Below are 20,870 nucleotides of genomic sequence, written 5' to 3'. Positions count from 1 at the left end.
CTCACAAGCGACGGGGGCCGGTGTCCGGGCGGGCGACCACGCCGCCGACCCGCACCTGGGCGTGCAGGACCGAGATGCCGTCCGGGCGGGCGAGCACCGGGTTGAGGGTCAGCGACCGCACCCGGGGCTGCTCGTCGGCGAGCTGACCCACCCGCAGCAGCAGGTCGGCCAGGGCCGCCCGGTCGACCGGCGCGGCACCCCGGTGCCCGCGCAGCAGCGGCGCCGCCCGGGGCTCGTCGACCAACTCGGCGGCGTCCCGGTCGGTCAGCGGCACCGCCCGCCAGGCCCGATCGCCGAGCAGCTCGGTGGCGACCCCGCCGAGGCCGAACCCGACCACCGGCCCGAACGCCGGGTCCTCCACCAACTCGACCACGCAGGCCACCCCCGGCGGGACCATCGGCTGGACCAGCGCGTCCGCGCCGAAGGTCGCCGCCAGCTCGGCGTACGCGCGACGGAGGGTCGGCTCGTCGGGCAGGTCGAGTCGAACTGCACCGAGATCGAGGCGGTGCCGCAGCCCGGGGGCGGCCGCCTTGAGCGCCACCGGAAAGCCCAGCCGCGCCGCCGCGTCGACCGCCGCGCCAACCGAGTCGACGGGCACCGAGGCCACCACGTCGATCCCGTACGCGGCCAGCAGCGCAGCCTGGTCGGTCGCGTCGGTGCGGAAGGCGTTCTGCGCGGCGACCCGATCGATGCCGGGCAACTCGGACGCGGCTCCGGGCGGGCGGCGTAGCCATTCGGCGTACCGGTGCACCCGGGCGAGAGCCCGGACCGCCTCCTCCACCCCGCTGTACGCCGGCACGCCCGGCGGCAGCCGCCCGACCAGGAACGTCGCCACGGTCGGCTTGCCCAGCGCGAGAGCGGCCGGTAGCGCAGCCGTCACGTCGGCGTCCACCTCCGTTAGCTGACCGGGCAGCGGCGGGGCGAAGACCACCACCAGGGCGTCCACCCGCTCGTCGTCGGCCGTCTCCGCGAGCGCGGCGGCGAACTCGGCGGCACCGGCGCTCGGCCCGACGTCACGGGGATAGCCGTCCGCCACGGTGAGGCCCTGCCCGACACAGGCGGTGGCGGCCAGGCCGGTCAGGGCCGAGGAGTTGCCGACCACGCCGACCCGGCCGCCGACCGGCAGCGGCTGGTTGGCCAGCAGCACCCCCGCGTCGAGCAGCTCCGACACGGTGTCCACCCGGATCACCCCGGACTGCGCGAAGAGCGCGGCCACCGCCACCTCGTCCGGCCCAGCGGAGTCACCCAAGCCGACCGGCCGGGCCGACGAGGCGAGCGCGACGACCGGTTTCGCGCGGCCGATCCGCCGGGCCAGCCGGGCGAACTTGCGCGGGTTGCCGAAGGTCTCCAGGTACAACATGATCACGTCGGTGCCGGGGTCGTCCTGCCAGTACTGCAGAAGGTCGTTGCCGGAGACGTCGGCCCGGTTACCGGCCGAGACGAAGCTGGACAGCCCGAGGCCACGCCGGTCCGCCTCGGCGAGCAGCGCCACCCCGAAAGCGCCGGACTGGCTGAAGATGCCGACCCGGCCGGCCGGCGGCAGAGCCGGGGCGAGGGTGGCGTTGAGGCGTACCGTCGGGTCGGTGTTGGCCACGCCGAGACAGTTCGGGCCGATCACCCGCATCCCGGCGGCGTGCGCCGCGCGGACCAGCGACCGTTGCGTGGCCGCGCCCTCGGCGCCGGCCTCGGCGAAGCCGGCCGAGATGACCACCAGGCCGTGCACGCCCGCGGCGGCGGCGTCGGCGACCACCGCGGTCGCCGCCTCCGGCGGGACCGCCACCACCGCCAGGTCCAGCGGCGTCTGAGCGTCCACCGCCGAGGGGTACGCGGGCAGGCCCGCCACGGTCGGCGCGCTCGGATGCACCGGCACCACCGCGCCGGTGAAACCGCCGTCGCGCAGGTGCCCGAGCACCGCCGCGCCGACGCCCTGGCCGGTGGCGCTGGCACCGTAGACGACGATGCCACGGGGGGCGAGCAGCCGAGCGATCGAGCGGGCCTCGGTGCGGTGCTCCCGACCGCGCTGCACCTCCAGCGTGGCCTCGGTGGGCGCGATCGGGAAGCTCAGGTGCACCACGCCGTCGGCGTACTCGCGCTGGACCTGGTAGCCGAAGTCGGCGAAGACCCGCAGCATCGTCCCGTTGGCCGGCAGCACCTCGGCGACGAAGCTCATGATGTCGTTGCGGCGGGCGGTGTCGGCCAGGTGCTCCATCAGCACCGAGCCGATGCCCCGGCCCTGGTAGGCGTCTTCCACCACGAAGGCCACCTCGGCCTCCGGAGCCTGCGGGCCGAGCCGCTCGTAACGGCCGACCGCGACGATCTGGTCGGCGGCCAGCACCACGAACGCCTCCCGGTCGTGGTGGTCGACGGTGACGAAACGGATCAGGTCCCGTTCCGGGATGCGTGGGTACGGTGAGAAGTACCGCAGGTAGCGGGTGCGCTCGGAGAACCGGCTGTGCATCGCCACGATGCCCGGCGCGTCGGCCGGGTCGATCGGTCGCAACTGGACGGTGCTGCCGTCGCTGAGCAGCACGTCCACCGGCTGGTCCACGGTCGTCACCGGCGCAGCCCTCCCCCGCCGGCTCAGTCCCGCGGATCGTGCGGGTCGAGCCCCAGCAGTGGGAAGACCGTCTTGCGGGTCGCCGCGATCGCCCGGTCCACCGCGTTCGGCTCGCCGGTCGGTTGCCACGGCTCGAACGACGGGTCCGCGTCGTCGGTCATCCGCAGCGGCACCTCCCGGCCCAGACGACGAGAGGCGACCAGATCCCGCCACGCGGCAGGGGTGAGCGTGGCCGGGTCGATCGGGTCACCGGTGGCGACGGCCAGCAGGTGACTCCAGGCCCGGGGCACCACCTCGACCAGCGCGTACCCGCCGCCGCCGGTGGCCACCCAACGGCCGTCGCACAGCTCGTCGGCGAGCGCCCGCATCGCCAGGTAGGTGGCCCGCTGCCCGTCCACCGTCAGGTTCAGGTCGGCGAGCGGATCCAGGCGGTGCCCGTCCGCACCGCACTGGGTGACCAGCACCTGCGGCCGGAACGCGCGCAGCACCGACGGCACGATCGCGTGGAACGCCCGCTGCCAGCCGGTGTCGTCGACCCCCGGCGGCAGCGGCATGTTGACTGCGGTGCCCTGCGCGCCCGGCCCACCCGTCTCGTCCGGGAAACCCGTGCCCGGGAAGAGCGCCAGTGGGGTCTCGTGCAGGCTGACCGTGAGCACCCGGGGGTCGTCCCAGAAGATCTCCTGCACGCCGTCGCCGTGGTGCACGTCGACGTCCACGTACGCGATCCGCTCGGCGCCCAGGTCGAGCAGGCGGGCGATGGCCACCGCGGGATCGTTGTAGACACAGAAGCCGGAGGCTCGCGCTGGCATCGCGTGGTGCAGGCCGCCGGCCACGTTCACCGCCCGCCGAACGTCGCCGCGCCAGACCGCCTCGGCGGCAGCCACCGTCGCGCCGGCGATCAGCGCGCTGGACTCGTGCATCCCCTCGAAGACCGGGTTGTCGGACGTGCCCAGCCCGTACCCGGCGAAGAGCGGATCGCGCGGCGCGGCGCGCACCGCGGCCACGTAGGCCGGGTCGTGCACCCGGGTAAGCAGGGCGTCGTCGGCGGGCTCCGGCTTGACCATCCGCACCCCTGGCCGATCCAGGATGCCCAGCTCGCGGGCCAGCGCGACGGTCAACTCCACCCGGACGGGGTCGAGCGGATGGTCACCCATGTCGTAGGCGAGCAGCGACTCGTCCCACACCACCATCGTGTCGTCGGACATGAGCCCATCGTCGCACGAGGACCGTCGCCGACCCACCGCACGCGCTGGTCAGCGGCCGGATGTCGGCCCGGAGGCAACCGGTCGGGTCGGGTCGGCCACCCAGTTGCTCCACGATCCAACGTAGAGAGCCGCGTCCGTGCGGCCGGCCAGGTGCAGCGCGAGCACCGCCTGCGCGGCGGTCACCCCGGAGCCGCAGTACGCCCCGACGGCCCCCGCCTCGGTCACCCCGGCCGCGGCGAACCGCTCGCGCAGCACATCGGCCAGGAAGCGCCCGTCCGGGCCGACGTAAGCCCCGGCAGGTAGGTTCGCCGCTCCCGGGACGTGTCCGGCGACCGGGTCGATCGGCTCCACCTCGCCCCGGTAGCGGGGCGCCGCCCGGACGTCGAGCAGCACGGAGTCGTCCGCGGCGGCCAGCGCGGCGGCCTGCCCCGCGTCGAGCACCGGGAGACCGCCGGGACGCACCACGACGTCGCCGGGGGTCGGGGCGGGCGCGTCGGTGGAGACGGGCAGGCCGGAGGCGACCCAGGCCGGGTAGCCACCGTGCAGCAGGCGCACCGGGCGGTGCCCCGCCCAGCGCAGCGTCCACCAGGCCCGCGCGGCGGCCAGGCCGTCGCCGCCGTCGTACACGACCACGGGGTGACCGGCGCGGACGCCGGCTGCTCGCAGCGCGGCCTGCAGCGCGGCCGGGTCGGGCAGCGGATGCCGACCGCCGGCGCCCGGCGGCCCGCAGAGCGCGGTGTCCAGGTCGATGAAGACCGCGCCGGGCAGGTGGCCGGCGAGGTAGTCGTCGCGGCCGGGCGGGCCGATGAGCCGCCAGCGGACGTCGAGCAGGGTGGGCGGATCGGCGTGGTCGAGCTCGGCGGCGAGCCGATCGACCTCGACCAGCGGCTCCTGGGTACCGGACATGGCGACCATCCAACACCATTCGCTTTGACGGCACGCGGTTCGGCGGCGGTCGCTGGCTGTTTGCCGAGGTACCATCGTGCACCGGAGGGCCGCTGACGTTATGAAGTCTCACGACCTGGTCGACACGACCGAAATGTACCTGCGCACCATCCTTGAATTGGAAGAGGAGGGGGTGCCGCCGCTGCGTGCCCGGATCGCCGAACGGCTGCAGCAGAGCGGTCCCACCGTGAGCCAGACCGTCGCCCGGATGGAGCGCGACGGCCTGCTCACCGTCGAGGGCGACCGGCACCTGACACTCACCGAGCAGGGTCGGGGCAGCGCCGTGTCGGTGATGCGCAAGCACCGCCTCGCCGAGCTGTTGCTGGTCAACGTCATCGGCATGCCCTACGAGGAGGCCCACGAGGAGGCCTGCCGCTGGGAGCATGTGATGAGCGACGCCGTGGAGAAGCGGGTCTACGACCTGCTCAACCGCCCGACCCGCTCCCCGTACGGCAACCCGATCCCCGGGCTGCAGGAGCTGGGTTCGCCGGCCGCCGAGACCACCGATGTCGCTGAGGGCGAGCGCAACCTGGCCTTCCCCGGGCTCTCCGGGCCGGTCGTGGTGCGCCGGATCTGCGAGAGCGTGCAGAAGGACGCCGACGTGCTGCGCCAACTGCACGCCGCCGGTGTCGACCCGGGTGCCACGGTGACCGTGGCGCAGGAACGCGACGGGGTGTCGATCGACCGGTCCGGCGACCGGGTGCGACTGCCCCGCGAGGTCGCCTCGCGGGTCTTCGTCGCCGCCAACTGACGGCGCCGCCAGCCAAACACCCCGCCAACTGAACAATCGGACACCCGGGCGTCACAGCGCCCGGGTGTCCACCTTTTTGGCCAGGGCCGCCAGGTCGCCGGTCAACTTCTCCGCCGCCGCGCGCTCACTGCCACGCGCACCGGTCCAGCTCAACGCGGCCAGCCGCCCGTCGGTCGCCAGCCACCCCACCTCGGCGACCGGCCCGTGCCCGCTCGCCGCGGCGGTGGTCCGCCGGTACGCCTGCTGGCCCAGCCCGGTGACCTTCGCTGCCTTGTCGGGCACCACGTCCGCGGCGAAGGTGGTCTTGTCGATCGTGGTCTCGGACACACTCAGCGTCAGCTCCGGCAGCGCCGCGCCCCCGGTGCGGATCACGCAGGTGTGCGTATCGCCCTGTTCGCTGGCCGCCGCCACGTCGAAGCGCACCTTGACCAACTGCTCGATCACCGTGAAGTCCAGCAACCGGCACGCGCCGCCCGAGGAGGCCGCCACCACCTCCACCGCGATCGGCGCCGGTGGCGGTACCGCCACCGGCTCGGCCTCGGCGGCGCAGCCGCTCACCAGCAGCCCTGCCAGCCCGACGACCACGATCCGCCCGCGCACGTTCCACCCTCTCGCCGACCGACGGCGGAAGGCGCCCGCCGGATGTCCGTCGGACACCGTACGGGGTGTCGGTGTCGGGCGGAAGTCCTCGTTTCGCCGGCCCGCCGACGCCTAGCCGGACGGTGGATCATCCACGTACGGGCAGTGCCGGCAGCCGCGCCCGCAGCACGTGCCGCGCCGGGCCAGGAAACCGGCGCTGAGCACGAACAGCCCACTCGTCGGGTCCAGGTAGCCGGCCTCCCCGGCGGCCAGCGCGGCGGCATGTGCGGCGAGGACCCTGACCCGGTCGGGGTGCTCGGGCGACAGCCGGGACGGGTGCGGCTCGGTGAGCGGCCGATCGGCCAGGGGTCGTCGCTCTCCGGTCACCCGCAGCAGTCTAGGGACGGCCCATGGCAGCGGCTCAACCGTGCCGAGCGAGCGCGGCGGTCACCTCGTCCCGACCGGCGTCGCCGGCGAGCAGCAGCCGCAGCAGCACCCGCGCCTTGTACGGGTCGAGCAACCCACCATTGAGCAGCCCGCGTCGTTGCAGGTCGGTCTCCGAGCCGACCGCCCCGTACGTGTGCCGCAGCACCGACCCGGCCCCCGAGCGGGAGGTGAGGACGACCGGAATCCGCTCGGCGAGGTCCCCGAGCACCGGCGCCAGCGCGGAGGGCACGTGTCCCACCCCGAAGCCCGCCACCACCACAGCGTGGTGAGTGTCGGCCAGGCCGTTCAGCAGCAGCCCGTCGTCGTCCATCGTCACCACGTACAGGGCAACCCGGGTCGCGTCGAGCCGGTCCGGGTCGACCGGCGGCAGCGGCTCGTGCCGCGGCGGCCGGGTCAGCACCCGAACCTCCCCCTCGATCACCTGGCCGAGCGGGCCGGTGTTGGGCGAGGCGAAGGTGGCGGTGCTGGTGCTGTGCGTCTTGCGCAGCCAGCGGGCGGCGTGCAGCTCGTCGTTGACGGCGACGAGCACGCCCAGGTCACGAGCGTGCGGCGCGGCGGCCACCCGGAGGGCCGCGAGCAGGTTCGCCGGTCCGTCGGCGCCGGCCAGCGTGGGGTTGCGCATCGCGCCGGTGAAGACCAGCGGGGCGGCGTGCGGCCAGAGCAGGTCGGCCAGGAACGCCGTCTCCTCCAACGTGTCGGTGCCCTGGGTGATCACGACACCGGTCGCGCCGTCGGCCACCGCCTGGGACGCCTGGCCGACCACGTCGAGCAGGAGGCGACCGGTGAGGTTGGCGCTGGGCACCGCGTGCGGGTCCCGGACGTCCACGGGTACGCCAAGCTCGGCCAGGCCCGGCACTGCCGCGGTGAGGTCCGCGCCGGTGAGCCGTGCCACCACCCCGGGACGGCCGGCGTCGACGCCGCCCATCGCGATCGTGCCGCCGAGGGTGATGAGGGCGATGGTCACGAGTCGGGCCTCCGTTTCGCCACCCGAACGCCGGCCGGCCCGACGACCGTACCGATGCCCTGGTCCGAGCCGGCCGGTGGTGGTGGCCCGGCCCGGTGCGGGGGCTGGGCGGCGCAGCCGGGGCCGGCGGAATTGCCGTGCCGGGTCGGGCGGCCCGCCGGTACAGTCCGCGAGCCGCCGGCCGGCGGCGCGGACCCGCACAGACAGGCACCGACAGTGAGTCAGCAGGTGGGGCAGTCCCCGGTGGTCGAGGTGGGGACGGCCCGGTCGCTGTGGCGCGCCCGGAACTTCCTGCTGCTCTGGGGCGGTCAGACGGTCAGCGAGCTGGGCACTCGGATCGCCGGCGTGGCGGTGCCGCTGCTCGCCGCGGACACCCTGCACGCCAGCGTGTTCCAGATCTCCCTGTTGACCGTCCTGGCCTGGCTGCCGTACCTGCTCTTCTCGCTGCCGGCGGGCATCGTCGCCGACCGGCTCGACCAGCGGCGGCTGATGATCGCGTGTGACCTGGGTCGGGCCGCGCTCATGCTGTCCCTGCCGGTGGCCGCCCTGGTCGGCCACCTCACCCTGCCCTTCCTGTACGCGGTGGTCGGGCTCGGTGGCGTGCTCACCGTGCTGTTCACCGTGGCGTACAAGAGCCTGCTGCCCCGGCTGGTGCCGGCGGACCTGCTGGTGGACGGCAACGCCAAGCTCACCATCAGCCAGGACGCCGCCGAACTGGTCGGCCCGACGATCAGCGGCGCGTTGATCGGGCTGGTCGGCGCCGCCCGCACGTTCCTGACCAACGGGTTCGCCTTCCTGGTCAGCGCGCTGACGCTGATCCTGATCCGGGAGGCCCCGGTACACCGGGAGCCGGCACCTCGCGTGCCGCTGCGGGTAGAGCTGACCGACGGGCTCGCTTTCATCCGCCGACAGCCACTGCTGGTCAGCATCCTGGCCTGCACCACCTGGTCGAACTTCTTCGTGATGGCGTCCGGTTCGATCGAGGTGACCTTCCTGGTCCGTGAGCTGCACGCCAACCCGGTGCAGGTGGGGCTGGTCTTCTCGGTCAGCGCCGTCGGTGGACTGGTGGTGGGGGCGCTGGCCGCCCGACTGTCGGCCTGGCTCGGTTCGGCCCGGGTGATCTGGGTGGCGATGACTGCCCCGGGCCCGTTCTACCTGCTCATGCCGTTGGCCCAGCCCGGTTGGGGGGTGCTGCTCTACGGGGCCGGGCTGGCCGCGTTCTCGGCCAACGCGGTGCTGTTCAACGTGGCGGCGATGTCGTACCGGCAGCGGATCACCCCGCCGGCCATCCTCGGCCGGGTCAACGCCGCGTTCCTCTGGATCTGTTTCGGGGTGATCCCGCTCGGCGCGCTCACCGGCGGCGCGCTCGGCACCGCGCTGGGACTGCGCGGCGCGCTCTGGGTGTGTGTGCTGGGCACCTGGGCCGCCTGCCTGTTCGTGGTCTGCTCCCCGCTGCGGCGGATGCGGGACACGCCGCCGGTTTCGTCGTAGGGTCCGACACCATGCGGATGATCGCTGTGCACATGCTGCTCGGTCAGGGCGGCTGACCGATGACCCCCACGTTTGCCGCGCTCGACGGCACCGCGCTCGCGTACCGGGTGCTCGGCGGCGGAGACCCGCTGGTCTGCCTGCCGGGCGGCCCCATGCGCGACTCCGCGTACCTCGGTGACCTCGGCGGTCTGGGCGCACACCGGACGCTGATCATCCTCGACCAGCGGGGCACCGGTCGGTCGGCCGTGCCGGCGGACGTCGCCACCTACCGCTGCGATCGGATGGTCGACGACGTGGAGGCGCTGCGCCGACACCTGGGCCTGGACCGGCTGGACGTGCTCGCGCACTCCGCCGGCGCCAACCTGGCGCTGCAGTACGCGACCCGACACCCCGACCGGCTGGGCCGACTCGCGCTGGTCACCCCGAGCACCCGGGCGGTCGGGCTGACGGCGACCGCCGCGCTACGCCAAGAGGTCACCCAGGCCCGGGTGGCCGAGCCATGGTTTCCGGCGGCGGCAGCGGCACTCGACTCCATGGTGGCCGGCTGGGCCAGCCCGGAGGCCTGGGAGGCGATCGCACCGTTCTTCTACGGCCGCTGGGACACGGCGGCCCAGGTGCACCAGGCGGCCGAGCCCGGCCAGCGCAACGACGAGGCAGCGCGGATCTTCGGCGCCGAAGGCGCTTTCGATCCGCCGGCCACCCGTGCCGCCCTCGCCGCACATCGGGGCGCTGTGCTGCTGCTCGCCGGTGAGGTCGACCTCGGCGCACCGCCGGGCCTGGTGGCCCAGCTCGACGAGCTGATTCCGCACGCCGAACTGGCCGTTCAGTCGGCAGCGGGGCACTACCCGTGGCTGGACGACGCCGAGGCGTTCACCGCGACGATCGCGGCGTTCCTCACCGACCCGGCCGGGGCTTGAGTCTCCACCGGGGGGAGACGCGAGGGTGAGGGCATGAGCGAGGAGACGCGGTACACGATCGGCGACCTGGCACAGCGGACCGGCCTGAGCGTCAAGACCATCCGCTACTACGCCGACAGCGGGATCGTGCCACCAACCGACCGGAGCCCGGCTGGCTACCGGAGGTACGGCCCGGACGCCGTCACCCGGTTGGAGCTGGTCCGCACACTGCGTGACCTGGGCGTGGACCTGGCCACCATTCGGCGGGTAGTGGAACGCCAGGTGCCCCTGCACGAGGTGGCCGCCGCGCACGCCGAGGCGTTGGCGGTGCAGATCCGGGCGCTGCGGTCGCGCCAGGCGGTGCTCACCGTCGCGGCGAGGCGAGGGTCGGGAGCGGCCGAGGTGAACGACCTGCACCGGCTGGCCCAACTCACGGCCCACGAACGGAAGCACCTGGTGGACGACTTTCTGGAAACCGTCTTCGCCGGCCTGGGCGACCGGCCCACGTACCCGGGTGTCATCGCCTCGATGACACCGGACCTGCCCGACGAGCCCACCTCCGAGCAGGTCGAGGCGTGGTTGGAACTCGCCGAGTTGTGCCAGGACCCCACCTTCCGCGCGAACATGCGGCGGTTGACGCGACAGCACGCCTCCGATCACGACATCGCGGGGCTGCCCCGCCCGGACGCCGTCGCGGTGGTCCGGGACGCGGTGTCCCCCGCCCTCGCGGCCGGCCTCGATCCGGCCGGGCCGGAGGCCGATGCCGTGGTCACGTCGGTCACCAGCCGTTACGCGAGCCTCCAGGGCCGTCCCGCCGACGCGGCTCTGCGCCAGCGGCTGCTCGACCGGCTGACGGTGGCCAACGACCCCCGCCGGGACCGGTACCTCGACCTGCTGTCGGTGCTCAACGGCTGGTCGACCGGCGATGCGGTCGCGCCGGCGGTGGCCTGGTTCCTCCAGGCTCTGCACGCCCGGATGCCCCAGCCGTCTCACTGAGCCTTCGGGTCGACCGCGGGTGTCAGCCGAACCACGTCATCGCCTGGCCGTGCCCTCGCGTCCAGGCCAGCGGTTTCCCGTCCAGCGCGAGGACGTTGTGCAGCGCGGCGTCCGGCGCGTCGGGCAACCCGTCGTGCCGCAGCACCTCCGGAGCCTCGTTCGAGATCCAGTGCCCGGGCAGCTCACGGACCAGCCGGACGAACGCCTCCCGGCGCGCCGCGGGCACCTGGTAGAGCACCGACGTGTGGAAGACCACCAGCGTCGCGCCAGCCGGCGCCTGGGCGGCCAGCGCCGGCAGGTCGTCCACGAGATCGCCGCGGACCAGCAGCGGCGGGTCGGCCGCGGCAACCGCCGCCGCGGCGCGCAGCCGGGCCCGCCGGTGCGCGTGCTCCGGCCAGATCAGCGCCTCCAACCAGGACACGTCGTCGGGGTCGGTCACATCGAGCGGGTTGAGGTCCAGGCCGGCCCGCCACACCACCTGGGGTACGCACGCCGGCGGCACCATCCCGCCGGCAGCGCACTCCAGGACCGGCTCGCCGGAGCCCACCTGATGCTCGCCGTAGCGGTACGCGTACCGATCGGGGTAGAGGCAGAGCCCGGCCGAGGCGCCGACCTCCAGCAGGGCGAGGGGCTGCGGCAGCGCGGCGAGCACCGGCAGCAGCACCGCGCAGCGGCCGCTCTCGTTCGTCTGGGTGGCCCGGGTGCGTAGCTCCACCTCGATGGCCGGCCAGTGCGTCACCGTGTAGTCGTGGAAGGTGGCCGGGTCGTCGACCGGGCCGCCGAGCCAGCGGACGACGGCGAACAGCAGATTCGGCTGTCGCTTGCCGGGCGGCAGCGTGTCGAGCAGGGCGAGCAGGGCGTCGTCGCGGGCGACGGCCCACGACAGCCGCTCGTACGTGGGCGACACCCCACGCGCCTCGCGGCTGCCGAACTCAACGTACGCCTCAGCGGTCGTCATGCCCCTCATGGTCGCAGCCGTTCCACGGCAATTCAGCCCCCGTTGACGTGCGCCGCCTCACCCGCCTCGTAGAGTTCTGCGGCGGCCGGCACGTTGAGCAGCAGCTCAGCCGGCCGGCAGGGGCAACGGGGAGGAACGTGTCGTGCGGGGTACGGGTGTCCGGGTACTGATCGTCGGCGGTGGTGTCGCCGGACTGGCGACGGTGACCGCACTGCGGGGATGGGGCGCGACGGTCGACGTGGTCGAGCGGGCACCCGGGCCGACCGACTCCGGCACCGGCATCTACCTCACCGGGAACGCGACCCGCATGCTCGACGTACTCGGTCTGCGGGAGCCGGTCGCCGACGTCGCCGTGGAGATCACCCGACAGCGCAGCGCCAACCAGCGCGGACGCCGCCTCTTCGACATCGACGTGGTCGCACTGTGGCAGGGCGTCGGGCCGTGTGTGTCGCTGCCCCGGGCGCAACTGCACCGTGCGCTGCTCGCCGGCGTCGGCGACGCCCCGATCCGCTGGGGCCGCCAGCCGGTCGCGCTCGCCGAGGAGGGCGACCTGGTCGCTGTCCAGTTCGACGATGACAGCACCGAACGGTACGACCTGGTGATCGGCGCGGACGGGGTGAACTCGACGGTCCGCCGGCTCGCCTTCGACGGTCAGGCCGCCCGCGACCTCGGCCAGTACGCCTACCGGTGGGTCGTTCCCCGTATCGACGACGAGCCGGTCTGGTCGGTGCAGTTGGGGCGCGGCACGCAGTTCCTCACGATCCCGATCAGCGGCCAGCAGACCTACTGCTACTACAACGACGGCCCGGTGGTCGACCGGCCGGGCTGGCGTGACGAGCTGGGAGCGACGTTCACCGAACCGGCCGCCACCATGCTCAAGGCCCTCGACTACGACGACAGCACCCTGCACGCCGGACCCAACCAGGAGGTCGTGCTCGACTCCTGGTCCCGGGGGCCGGTGCTGCTGATCGGCGACGCCGCCCACGCCACCTCGCCGAACATGGCCCAGGGCGCGGCGATGGCCCTGGAGGACGCGTTCGTGCTCGCGTCGTCGTTGGCCACCGCCGATTCCGTCGCCGAGGCGCTGCGCGCGTACGAGGTGCGCCGCCGCCCGCGTACGGACTGGGTGCTCAGCCAGACGCATCGCCGGGACAAGGCCACCGGCTTCCCGCCGGTGCTGCGCGACCTGGTGATGCGCCGCCTCGGCGAGCAGATGTTCCGCTCGAACTACGGGCCCCTGTTCGCCCAGCCCTGACCGACCGACGCCACTACCTTGACCGGTACGGGAAACGATCTTGTATTGCCGTCCAGGTGGGCAGTCGCCCTGGTCATGCGGCATTATCGAACCACCGGCGACTGGCGGCACGGGGATGGTGGAACCATCGGGGAGCCTCTCGCGGGCGTCGACCGCCTGGGCGCCTGCGTCGAGGAACCGTCATGACCACTACCAGCACATCCGTCGAGCACGACACCCCGTCGGGCACGGCCCGGCTCCTGCCGGGCGCACCCGTCGCCGAGGCGGTCCTGGCCGAGACCGCCGCCGCAGCCGCCCGCCTGCGCAGCCGCGGGATCACACCGAGCCTCGCCACCATCCTCGTCGGCGACGACGACGCCAGCGCCGGCTACATCGCCATCAAGCAGCGTCAAGCCGCCGCGCTCGGGTTCGCCTCCCCACACGTACATCTGCCTGCCACCGTCACCCAGGCCGAGCTACACCAGGCCATTGCCCGGTTCAACACCGATCCGGCCGTGCACGGGCTGCTCGTGCAGTACCCCGTGCCGGGGCATCTGGACTACGACGCGGCGCTGCAGACCATCGACCCGGACAAGGACGTCGACGGCATGCATCCGCTGAACATGGGGCGTCTCGCCGTCGGCCTGCCCGGCCCGCTGCCGTGCACCCCCGCCGGCATCGAAGCCCTCCTCGCGTACTACGAGATCCCCGTCGCCGGTCGTGAGGTCGTCATCCTCGGCCGGGGCGCCACCCTTGGCCGCCCCCTGGCGATGCTGCTCGCCCAGAAGCGCCCGACCGCCAACGCCGCCGTCACCGTCGTACACACCGGTGTGCCCGACTGGACCCGCTACACCCGCCGCGCCGACATCCTCGTCGCCGCCGCCGGCGTACCCCGGATCGTTCAGCCTGAGCACGTCAAGCCGGGCGCCGTCGTCATCGGCGCCGGCGTCCGCTACGACGGGCGGCGCCTCCTCCCGGACGTGGACGAAGCGTGCGCCGAGGTCGCCGGCGCCATCACGCCGCGGGTCGGCGGGGTCGGTCCGACCACCGTCGCGATGCTGTTCCGCAACGCCGTGCGCGCCGCCGAGCGCGCGAGCCAGTAGCCCGGCGGGCACCCAGGTCACGTCGCGGACATGATCGACACCATGTCGCCGATGTAGGGGTATCCCGTGCCCGGGATACCGCAATGTCGGCGACATGGAGCCGTCGAGAAAACCTGGAAACGGCGCTGCCCCGACTCCCACGAGGGAAGCCGGGGCAGCGCCGCGTTTCGCGTACGTCAGCTGCAGCCGCTGGTGGAGCCGCAGCCCTCGCAGACGTAGCAGCTACCGGCGGGGCGCATCTTCGTACCGCAGGTGAAGCAGAGCGGTGCGTCGGCGGCCTTGCCGATCACGGCCTCCAGCAACTCGGTGCTGGAACCCACGCTCGGAGCCGGCTTGGCGGCGGCCACGTCGGCCATCTCCTGGGCCGGCTGCGCGACGGCCTCCGGCTTCGCCGGGGCCTCCACCGGTGCCGAGGACGCCATCGCGGTGAGCTCCACACCGGTGACCGCTGCGGCTTCCGCGTCGGCCTCGGCCCGCAGCTGGGCGGCCCGCTCGGACGCGGTGAAGATGCCCAGCTCGGCACGGCGCTCGTAGGGCAGGAAGTCCAGCGCCAGGCGACGGAAGATGTAGTCCATCACCGAGGCCGCCATCCGCACGTCCGGGTCGTCGGTCATACCGGCCGGCTCGAAGCGCATGTTGGTGAACTTGCTGACGAACGTCTCCAGCGGCACGCCGTACTGCAGGCCGATGCTGATGGCCACCGAGAAGGCGTCCATCACCCCGGCCAGGGTCGAGCCCTGCTTGGACATCTTGAGGAAGACCTCACCGAGGCCGTCGTCCGGGTAGGACGACGCGGTCAGGTAGCCCTCGGCGCCTCCGACGGAGAAGCTGACCGTCTCCGACGGGCGCTTCTTCGGCAGGCGCTTGCGCACCGGCCGGTACTCGATGACCTTCTCCACCGCGGCCGGCGCGGCCGGGGCGGTCTCGACGGCGGCCGGCTCGGTGGCCTTGTTGGACTTGGCCACCGAGAGCGGCTGGCCGACCTTGCAGTTGTCCCGGTAGATCGCCAGCGCCTTGAGGCCGAGCTTCCAGCCCTCGAAGTAGATCTTCTCGACGTCCTCGACGGTGGCCGCCTCCGGCATGTTGACCGTCTTGGAGATGGCGCCGGAGACGAACGGCTGGATGGCCGCCATCATCCGCACGTGCCCCATCGGGGCGATCGTCCGCTCCCCCATGGCGCAGTCGAAGACCGGGTAGTGCTCCGGCTTGAGGCCGGGGGCGTCCACCACGTGGCCGTGGTCGGCGATGTGCTCGACGATCGCCTCGACCTGCTCCTCGGGGTAGCCGAGGCTGCGCAGGGCGCGCGGAACCGTCTGGTTGACGATCTGCATCGAGCCGCCGCCGACCAGCTTCTTGAACTTGACCAGCGCCAGGTCCGGCTCCACGCCGGTCGTGTCGCAGTCCATCATGAAGCCGATCGTGCCGGTCGGGGCGAGGACGCTCGCCTGCGCGTTACGCCAGCCGAACTTGTCACCGATCTTGTTGCCCTGGGTCCACTGCTTGGTCGCCTCGCGGACGATCGCGGTGGCCACCGGGCTGGTCGGCTTGATCTCGTCGTTGGCCGCCGCGTGCTTGCGCATGACCCGCTTGTGCGGCTCGGCGTTGCGGGCGTAGCCCTCGTACGCGCCGACGACGCCAGCCAACTCGGCGGAGCGACGGTAGGCGGTGCCGGTCATCAGGGACGTGATCGACGCGGCGACCGAACGGCCCTGCTCCGAGTCGTACGGCAGGCCGGTGGCCATCAGCAGGGCGCCGAGGTTGGCGTAGCCGATGCCGAGCTGCCGGTAGGCGCGGGAGGTCTCGCCGATCTTCTCGGTCGGGAAGTCGGCGAAGCAGATCGAGATGTCCATCGCGGTGATGACGAACTCGACGGACTTGACGAACTTCTCCACCTCGAAGCCACCGTCGGCGCGGAGGAACTTCATCAGGTTGAGCGACGCCAGGTTGCACGAGGAGTTATCCAGGTGCAGGTACTCCGAGCACGGGTTCGACGCGGTGATCCGCCCGGTCTCCGGGCAGGTGTGCCAGTCGTTGATCGTGTCGTCGTACTGCAGGCCCGGGTCGGCGCACTCCCAGGCGGCCTGGGAGATGGTGCGGAACAGCTTCTTGGCGTCGACGGTGTCGATCACCGAGCCGTCCAGCCGGCCGCGCAGGTCGAAGCCGCCGCCGTTCTCCACCGCCGACATGAACTCGTCCGAGACCCGGACCGAGTTGTTGGCGTTCTGGTACTGCACGCTGACGATGTCGGAGCCGCCGAGGTCCATGTCGAAGCCGGCGTCGCGCAGCGCACGGATCTTGTGCTCCTCGCGCGCCTTCGTGACCACGAACTCCTCGATGTCCGGGTGGTCCACGTCGAGGATGACCATCTTGGCCGCCCGGCGGGTCGCCCCACCGGACTTGATGGTGCCGGCCGAGGCGTCCGCGCCGCGCATGAAGCTGACCGGGCCGGAGGCGGTGCCGCCGGAGGAGAGCAGCTCACGGGACGAGCGGATCCGCGACAGGTTGACCCCGGAGCCGGAGCCGCCCTTGAAGATCAGCCCCTCCTCCTTGTACCAGTCGAGGATCGAGTCCATCGAGTCGTCGACGGCCAGGATGAAGCAGGCGCTGACCTGCTGCGGCGACGGCGTGCCGACGTTGAACCAGACCGGCGAGTTGAAGCTGAACACCTGGTTCAGCAGCATCCAGGTCAGCTCGTGCCCGAAGATCTCGGCGTCCGCCGGGCTGGCGAAGTAGCCGTACTCCTCGCCCGCGGTGCGGTAGGTGCTGACCACCCGGTCGATCAACTGCTTGAGCGACCACTCCCGCTCCGGGGTCCCCACCGCGCCCCGGAAGTACTTCGTGGTGACGATGTTGGCCGCGTTGACGCTCCACGACTCCGGGAACTCGACCCCCCGCTGCTCGAAGTTGATCGAGCCGTCCCGCCAGTTCGTCATCACGACGTCACGGCGTTCCCACGTGACCTCGTCGTACGGGTGGACCCCCTCGGTCGTCCACACGCGCTCGATCTTCAGCCCAGCGCTCGCGTTGGCCTTGCTTCGTGACCTGCTTGTCGTCACACCATCCCCCGACATCTCATCCGCCCCCTCGTAAAACGCAAATCTCAATTGGTACGGCCGGCGGGTTCCGCCGCCCCGGCCCCCGCCGCGCCCTCGCGGGCACGGGCGGCGGCCCGCAGTGTCTCGATCTCCTGCTCGAAGTCCGCGAGCGAGTCGAAGGACCGGTAGACGCTGGCGAACCGCAGGTACGCCACCTCGTCCAGGCCCTGGAGTGGGCCCAGGATCGCCAGCCCTACGTCGTGGCTGGGGATCTCGGCCGCACCCTTGGCCCGCACGGTCTCCTCGACCTTCTGAGCCAGCAACGCGATCGAGTCCTCGTCGACCGGCCGACCCTGGCACGCCTTGCGCACCCCGCCGATGATCTTCGTACGGCTGAACGGCTCGGTCACCCCGCTGCGCTTCACGACCGCGAGGACCGCCTCTTCGACGGTGGTGAACCGCTTGCCGCACTCCGGGCAGGATCGCCGCCGTCGGATGAGCTGGCCGTCGTCGGCCTCCCGCGAGTCGACCACCCGGGAGTCAGCGTGCCGGCAGTACGGACACCGCATCGCCCACCTCCATCAAAATGATCGACTGCGACCGCACCGGGCACTCCCGGGCACGGCTCACCGCGACGGTGCCATCCTCGGATGACTCCCGCCGTGGTCGACGTTACTGGAGTGCGGTCGGTAGTCGGACCCAACCTGTGGGCAACTTACGCCCGTGTCACTACTACATCTAGGGGTCGACCGTATGTCGCTGGGGAAGCCGGGTCAAGTTGAGCGGCGTGTCCGGCGCGTCACGGACCATCCGGTCATCCGCACCCACCAGCACGCCCGAAGACCCAACGCCGACACCCCGCCCGAGTTACCGGCCAGCAGGCCGAAGTGCTCCGGAAAACAGCCGACGATCGAACACTAGTGCTACCTGACGTACCATTTATCAGAACATCCGTACGACCGGAGTGGTTTTTCACCCCGACACGCCGGTGAGAGGTCGTACAGATGTTTGAAAATGACTGATCTCACCTATACGGTCATGAACAACGTGGCACCACCGCACGCACCACGAGCCGACGAGGCACCCAGCGCCGACCAGGGAGGACGGACGTGACCGAGGACCGGGCCAGCCGGCCGAAGAGCCCGCAGCAGATCACCGACGCGGGCCCGCCAGCCACCCGACGCCGCAGTGCCGCGCGCAGCCGAACGGGTCAGCCCGCCGTGCGCCCGGTCACCCCGGTGGTCAGCGCCTTCCCCGACCCGGCGACGGTCGACCTGACCGCCCGCCAGCGGCGCATCCTGGAGTTCATCCGCACCTGGGTGGAGCGGCACGGCTACCCGCCGAGCGTCCGGGAGATCGGCGAGGCTGTCGGCCTGGTGTCGCCGTCCAGCGTCGCCTACCAGCTCAAGGAGCTGGAGAAGAAGGGCTTCCTGCGCCGCGACCCCAACCGGCCCCGCGCGGTGGACGTCCGCGCCCCCAGCGAGGCCATCGACGACGAGCTGTCCCGGGCACAACGACCGACCCCGGCGTACGTGCCGATGCTCGGTCGGATCGCCGCCGGTGGGCCGATCCTCGCCGAGCAGGCCGTTGAGGACATCTTCCCGCTGCCCCGCGAGCTGGTGGGCGAGGGCGAGGTCTTCATGCTCCAGGTCAAGGGCGACTCGATGCTCGACGCGGCGATCTGCGACGGCGACTGGGTGGTAGTTCGGCAGCAGCCGACCGCCGACTCGGGCGAGATCGTGGCCGCCATGCTCGACGGCGAGGCGACCGTCAAGACCTACCGGCGGCGCGACGGGCACGTCTGGCTGATGCCACAGAACCCGGCCTTCGACCCGATCCCCGGTGACGACGCCACCATCATGGGCCGGGTCGTGGCGGTGCTGCGCCGGATCTGACCGGTCGTTGGGGTGGGTGAGTGCCACGGGCACTCACCCACATTCGTTCTGACGCCGGTCAGTAGCGGTCGCCCCGGGGGCCGCGACCGCCCCCGGGATACGGCCCGTACGGATCGACGGGCGCGTCGTCGTCACGCCGACGGCCGGGCCGCTGGCCTCGGTAGTCGGGCTCCTGCCCACCGCGCCGGGGCGGCTCGGCACGACCAGCGCCGGGCTGGCTGCCGTCACCGCCGTACACACCGCCGCCAGGACGACCGCCGGCACCCTGCGGCCGACCGCCGCCACCGCCTTGGGGACGGCCGACGCCACCGGCCGGGGGGCGACCGGTGCCACTCGCCGGGGGACGACCACCGCCACCAACCGGCGGGCGACCGCCACCGGCTGGAGGACGACCACCGCCACCGGCTGGCGGGCGAGCTCCGCCGTACACGCCACCGCCGGCCCCGCCGTCCGGCCGTGCCGCACCGTAGCCACTGCCTGCGGCTGCCGGCCGGCCGCCACCGTACACGGCGCCGCCTGCCGGGGCCGGGCCACCGCGACCCGCGCCACCGCCGTAAGCCGCGCCGCCCGCCGGGGCGCCGCCACCGTAGACACCGCCCTTACGGTCATTCGGCGCTGCGAAACCGTCGCCGGCACGGCCTGCGCGCGGGCCGAGCGGCCCGCCATCCGGGTCCGGTGTCTCCGCGTCGGCCTCCGGCAGCCGGCGACGCGCACGGACGATGCCGATGATGCCGGCGCCGACCAGCAGCAGGCCGATCAACCCGACCGCGCCGACCATGTACATGATCTCGTCGAGGCCCAGCCCGGCGGTCCAGGATTTCGAGGCGGCCGGCTTGGCGGCCCCGGCCGGGGCCGCTGGCACCGCGGTCGAGTTGGACGGGGTGTAGCTGAGGATGTCGAGGGTCTCGTCCTCGGTGAACCGGCCCGCGTCGGAGACGGTGACGAACGCCTTACCGTCCGAGGTGTAGCTGATGGCCTCGCCGAACGGGTCGGCCAGCGCCGTCACCCGCGGTTTGCCGGTGGTGAGCGCACCGAGGATGTCGCCGCCGTTCACGTCGTACTCGAAGGCATCCGCGTAGGTGCGCAGAACCACTCGGGAGCCGTCCGGCGAACGGGACGCGCCGGTGATGGCGATCCGGCCGAACGTGTTGAGCGTGTTCTCCGTCTGCGTCTTTGGCAGCGTGATCTCGCCGACCTTACCCATCGGCACCGGGTCGGTGTCGCCGTTCTTCAAGGCCGCCGTCGGGGTGTAGATCTCGGCCTTACCGCTTGTCACCTTCGTGATGAGCAGCGGTTTTCCGTCGTCGCCGATGAGCAGCGCCTCGGATTCGTACGCCTTGGACCCGGGGTAGGAGATCCGGTGCAGCGTCGGCTGCTTCGCGCCGGTGACCGGCATCGACCACAGCGCGACGCGGGTGCGGCGCTCCTTCGCGGTGGTGGCGTTACCGGTGTCGGCGATCCAGAGGGTGCCGCCATCCTTGGAGAGGGCCAGGTCCTCGGTGTCGGTCGGGCCCTGCCCCGGGTACCGCACCGGATCCTTCGCGATCTTGCATTTGCTGTCGAGGAAGAAGACCCGCTCGCGTGCCGCGTTTTCGGTGTCGTCGTTGATGACGATGAAGCCGCTCTTGGTCGCGACCAGCCCGGACAGCTCCCGCAGCCGCTCGTCGGTGATCGTGCACCGCTTCTGGCCGACAGCGGCGGCGGGGAGCACGGACAACCCGGGGGCGGGAGCCGCTGCGGCGACTCCGGCGAGCGCCACGGTTGCCCCGAACAGGCCGAGGGCAACCGTGACCGAGGAAACAACGCGGCGCATT

At 72.5% G+C, this 20,870-nt stretch carries 17 protein-coding genes and 1 riboswitch; of the genes, 7 read left to right on the top strand and 10 right to left on the bottom strand.

From position 1 onward, the window contains the following. Position 1: 1 nt before the first annotated feature. Genes HNR20_RS21820 through HNR20_RS21810 form a run of 3 tightly spaced genes read right to left on the bottom strand, consistent with a single transcriptional unit; the run spans position 2 to position 4,668 of the window. Positions 2 to 2,557 carry a bifunctional acetate--CoA ligase family protein/GNAT family N-acetyltransferase gene (locus tag HNR20_RS21820; RefSeq protein ID WP_184182805.1) on the bottom strand — a complete coding sequence of 852 codons (2,556 nt, stop codon included), beginning with the start codon at positions 2,555 to 2,557 and terminating at the stop codon, positions 2 to 4. A gap of 23 nt (positions 2,558 to 2,580) precedes the next feature. Continuing rightward, a complete protein-coding gene (locus tag HNR20_RS21815) occupies positions 2,581 to 3,762 on the bottom strand; it encodes an acetoin utilization protein AcuC (RefSeq protein ID WP_184182802.1) in 1,182 nt (393 codons plus the stop codon). Positions 3,763 to 3,810: 48 nt separating this feature from the next. After that, complete coding sequence (locus HNR20_RS21810) at positions 3,811 to 4,668, bottom strand: sulfurtransferase (RefSeq protein WP_184182799.1); 858 nt, start codon at positions 4,666 to 4,668, stop codon at positions 3,811 to 3,813. Positions 4,669 to 4,768: 100 nt separating this feature from the next. Between HNR20_RS21810 and HNR20_RS21805 the strand changes: the two genes are divergently transcribed. Then, positions 4,769 to 5,458 (top strand): iron-dependent transcriptional repressor DtxR, encoded by a 690-nt coding sequence (locus HNR20_RS21805; protein ID WP_184182796.1) that lies wholly within the window; start codon positions 4,769 to 4,771, stop codon positions 5,456 to 5,458. Positions 5,459 to 5,509: 51 nt separating this feature from the next. Here the strand turns inward: HNR20_RS21805 and HNR20_RS21800 are convergent, their stop codons facing one another. The 3 genes from HNR20_RS21800 to HNR20_RS21790 form a co-directional block, all read right to left on the bottom strand. Beyond that, entirely contained in the window at positions 5,510 to 6,058 is a 549-nt protein-coding gene (locus tag HNR20_RS21800) for a hypothetical protein (RefSeq protein ID WP_184182793.1), read from the bottom strand. A 111-nt stretch (positions 6,059 to 6,169) separates the two neighbouring features. After that, a complete protein-coding gene (locus tag HNR20_RS21795; protein ID WP_184182790.1) occupies positions 6,170 to 6,424 on the bottom strand; it encodes a DUF5522 domain-containing protein in 255 nt (84 codons plus the stop codon). Positions 6,425 to 6,458: 34 nt separating this feature from the next. Continuing rightward, positions 6,459 to 7,448 (bottom strand): asparaginase, encoded by a 990-nt coding sequence (locus HNR20_RS21790; RefSeq protein WP_184182787.1) that lies wholly within the window; start codon positions 7,446 to 7,448, stop codon positions 6,459 to 6,461. 216 nt (positions 7,449 to 7,664) lie between these two features. On the opposite strand from HNR20_RS21790, the gene HNR20_RS21785 reads away from it, so the two are divergent. Genes HNR20_RS21785 through HNR20_RS21775 form a run of 3 tightly spaced genes read left to right on the top strand, consistent with a single transcriptional unit; the run spans position 7,665 to position 10,831 of the window. Beyond that, a complete protein-coding gene (locus HNR20_RS21785) occupies positions 7,665 to 8,939 on the top strand; it encodes an MFS transporter (RefSeq protein WP_221309875.1) in 1,275 nt (424 codons plus the stop codon). A gap of 59 nt (positions 8,940 to 8,998) precedes the next feature. Next, positions 8,999 to 9,856: an alpha/beta fold hydrolase gene (locus HNR20_RS21780; protein WP_184182781.1), complete on the top strand. Its 858-nt coding sequence runs from the start codon at positions 8,999 to 9,001 to the stop codon at positions 9,854 to 9,856. A 33-nt stretch (positions 9,857 to 9,889) separates the two neighbouring features. Beyond that, entirely contained in the window at positions 9,890 to 10,831 is a 942-nt protein-coding gene (locus HNR20_RS21775) for a MerR family transcriptional regulator (RefSeq protein ID WP_184182778.1), read from the top strand. 22 nt (positions 10,832 to 10,853) lie between these two features. On the opposite strand, the gene HNR20_RS21770 is transcribed toward HNR20_RS21775, so the two are convergent. Next, a complete protein-coding gene (locus HNR20_RS21770) occupies positions 10,854 to 11,789 on the bottom strand; it encodes a DUF2332 domain-containing protein (protein WP_184182775.1) in 936 nt (311 codons plus the stop codon). A 142-nt stretch (positions 11,790 to 11,931) separates the two neighbouring features. On the opposite strand from HNR20_RS21770, the gene HNR20_RS21765 reads away from it, so the two are divergent. Further along, entirely contained in the window at positions 11,932 to 13,044 is a 1,113-nt protein-coding gene (locus HNR20_RS21765) for an FAD-dependent monooxygenase (RefSeq protein WP_229687470.1), read from the top strand. 87 nt (positions 13,045 to 13,131) lie between these two features. Then, positions 13,132 to 13,213, top strand: a riboswitch (ZMP/ZTP riboswitch). Positions 13,214 to 13,226: 13 nt separating this feature from the next. Beyond that, entirely contained in the window at positions 13,227 to 14,126 is a 900-nt protein-coding gene (locus HNR20_RS21760; protein ID WP_184182772.1) for a bifunctional 5,10-methylenetetrahydrofolate dehydrogenase/5,10-methenyltetrahydrofolate cyclohydrolase, read from the top strand. A gap of 176 nt (positions 14,127 to 14,302) precedes the next feature. Here HNR20_RS21760 and HNR20_RS21755 read toward each other — a convergent pair whose 3' ends face one another. Next, positions 14,303 to 17,197: a vitamin B12-dependent ribonucleotide reductase gene (locus HNR20_RS21755; RefSeq protein ID WP_184182769.1), complete on the bottom strand. Its 2,895-nt coding sequence runs from the start codon at positions 17,195 to 17,197 to the stop codon at positions 14,303 to 14,305. A gap of 29 nt (positions 17,198 to 17,226) precedes the next feature. Then, positions 17,227 to 17,730, bottom strand: a complete 504-nt coding sequence (gene nrdR / locus HNR20_RS21750) for a transcriptional regulator NrdR (protein ID WP_184182766.1) — start codon at positions 17,728 to 17,730, stop codon at positions 17,227 to 17,229. 540 nt (positions 17,731 to 18,270) lie between these two features. Here nrdR and lexA point away from each other — a divergent pair. Beyond that, the gene (lexA, locus tag HNR20_RS21745) at positions 18,271 to 19,056 is read left to right on the top strand and encodes a transcriptional repressor LexA (RefSeq protein ID WP_110563337.1); all 786 of its coding nucleotides are present in this window, start codon (positions 18,271 to 18,273) and stop codon (positions 19,054 to 19,056) included. A 58-nt stretch (positions 19,057 to 19,114) separates the two neighbouring features. Here the strand turns inward: lexA and HNR20_RS21740 are convergent, their stop codons facing one another. Then, on the bottom strand, positions 19,115 to 20,869 hold the full coding sequence (locus tag HNR20_RS21740) for a hypothetical protein (RefSeq protein ID WP_184182763.1): 1,755 nt from the start codon (positions 20,867 to 20,869) through the stop codon (positions 19,115 to 19,117). Between the last annotated feature and the right edge of the window lies 1 nt (position 20,870).

The sequence above is a fragment of the Micromonospora parathelypteridis genome (assembly GCF_014201145.1).
Classification (GTDB): domain Bacteria; phylum Actinomycetota; class Actinomycetes; order Mycobacteriales; family Micromonosporaceae; genus Micromonospora; species Micromonospora parathelypteridis.
Note: the sequence above shows the minus strand (reverse complement) of the source record. Positions and strands in the feature narration are given on the sequence as shown.

Bases quoted from the DNA above. Each gene is read 5' to 3' on its own strand.
- nrdR (WP_184182766.1), bottom strand. From the start codon at position 17,730: ATGCGGTGTCCGTACTGCCGGCACGCTGACTCCCGGGTGGTCGACTCG.
- HNR20_RS21755 (WP_184182769.1), bottom strand. From the start codon at position 17,197: ATGTCGGGGGATGGTGTGACGACAAGCAGGTCACGAAGCAAGGCCAAC.
- HNR20_RS21815 (WP_184182802.1), bottom strand. From the start codon at position 3,762: ATGTCCGACGACACGATGGTGGTGTGGGACGAGTCGCTGCTCGCCTAC.
- HNR20_RS21740 (WP_184182763.1), bottom strand. From the start codon at position 20,869: ATGCGCCGCGTTGTTTCCTCGGTCACGGTTGCCCTCGGCCTGTTCGGG.
- HNR20_RS21760 (WP_184182772.1), top strand. From the start codon at position 13,227: ATGACCACTACCAGCACATCCGTCGAGCACGACACCCCGTCGGGCACG.
- HNR20_RS21775 (WP_184182778.1), top strand. From the start codon at position 9,890: ATGAGCGAGGAGACGCGGTACACGATCGGCGACCTGGCACAGCGGACC.
- HNR20_RS21780 (WP_184182781.1), top strand. From the start codon at position 8,999: ATGACCCCCACGTTTGCCGCGCTCGACGGCACCGCGCTCGCGTACCGG.
- HNR20_RS21805 (WP_184182796.1), top strand. From the start codon at position 4,769: ATGAAGTCTCACGACCTGGTCGACACGACCGAAATGTACCTGCGCACC.
- HNR20_RS21770 (WP_184182775.1), bottom strand. From the start codon at position 11,789: ATGACGACCGCTGAGGCGTACGTTGAGTTCGGCAGCCGCGAGGCGCGT.
- HNR20_RS21810 (WP_184182799.1), bottom strand. From the start codon at position 4,668: ATGTCCGGTACCCAGGAGCCGCTGGTCGAGGTCGATCGGCTCGCCGCC.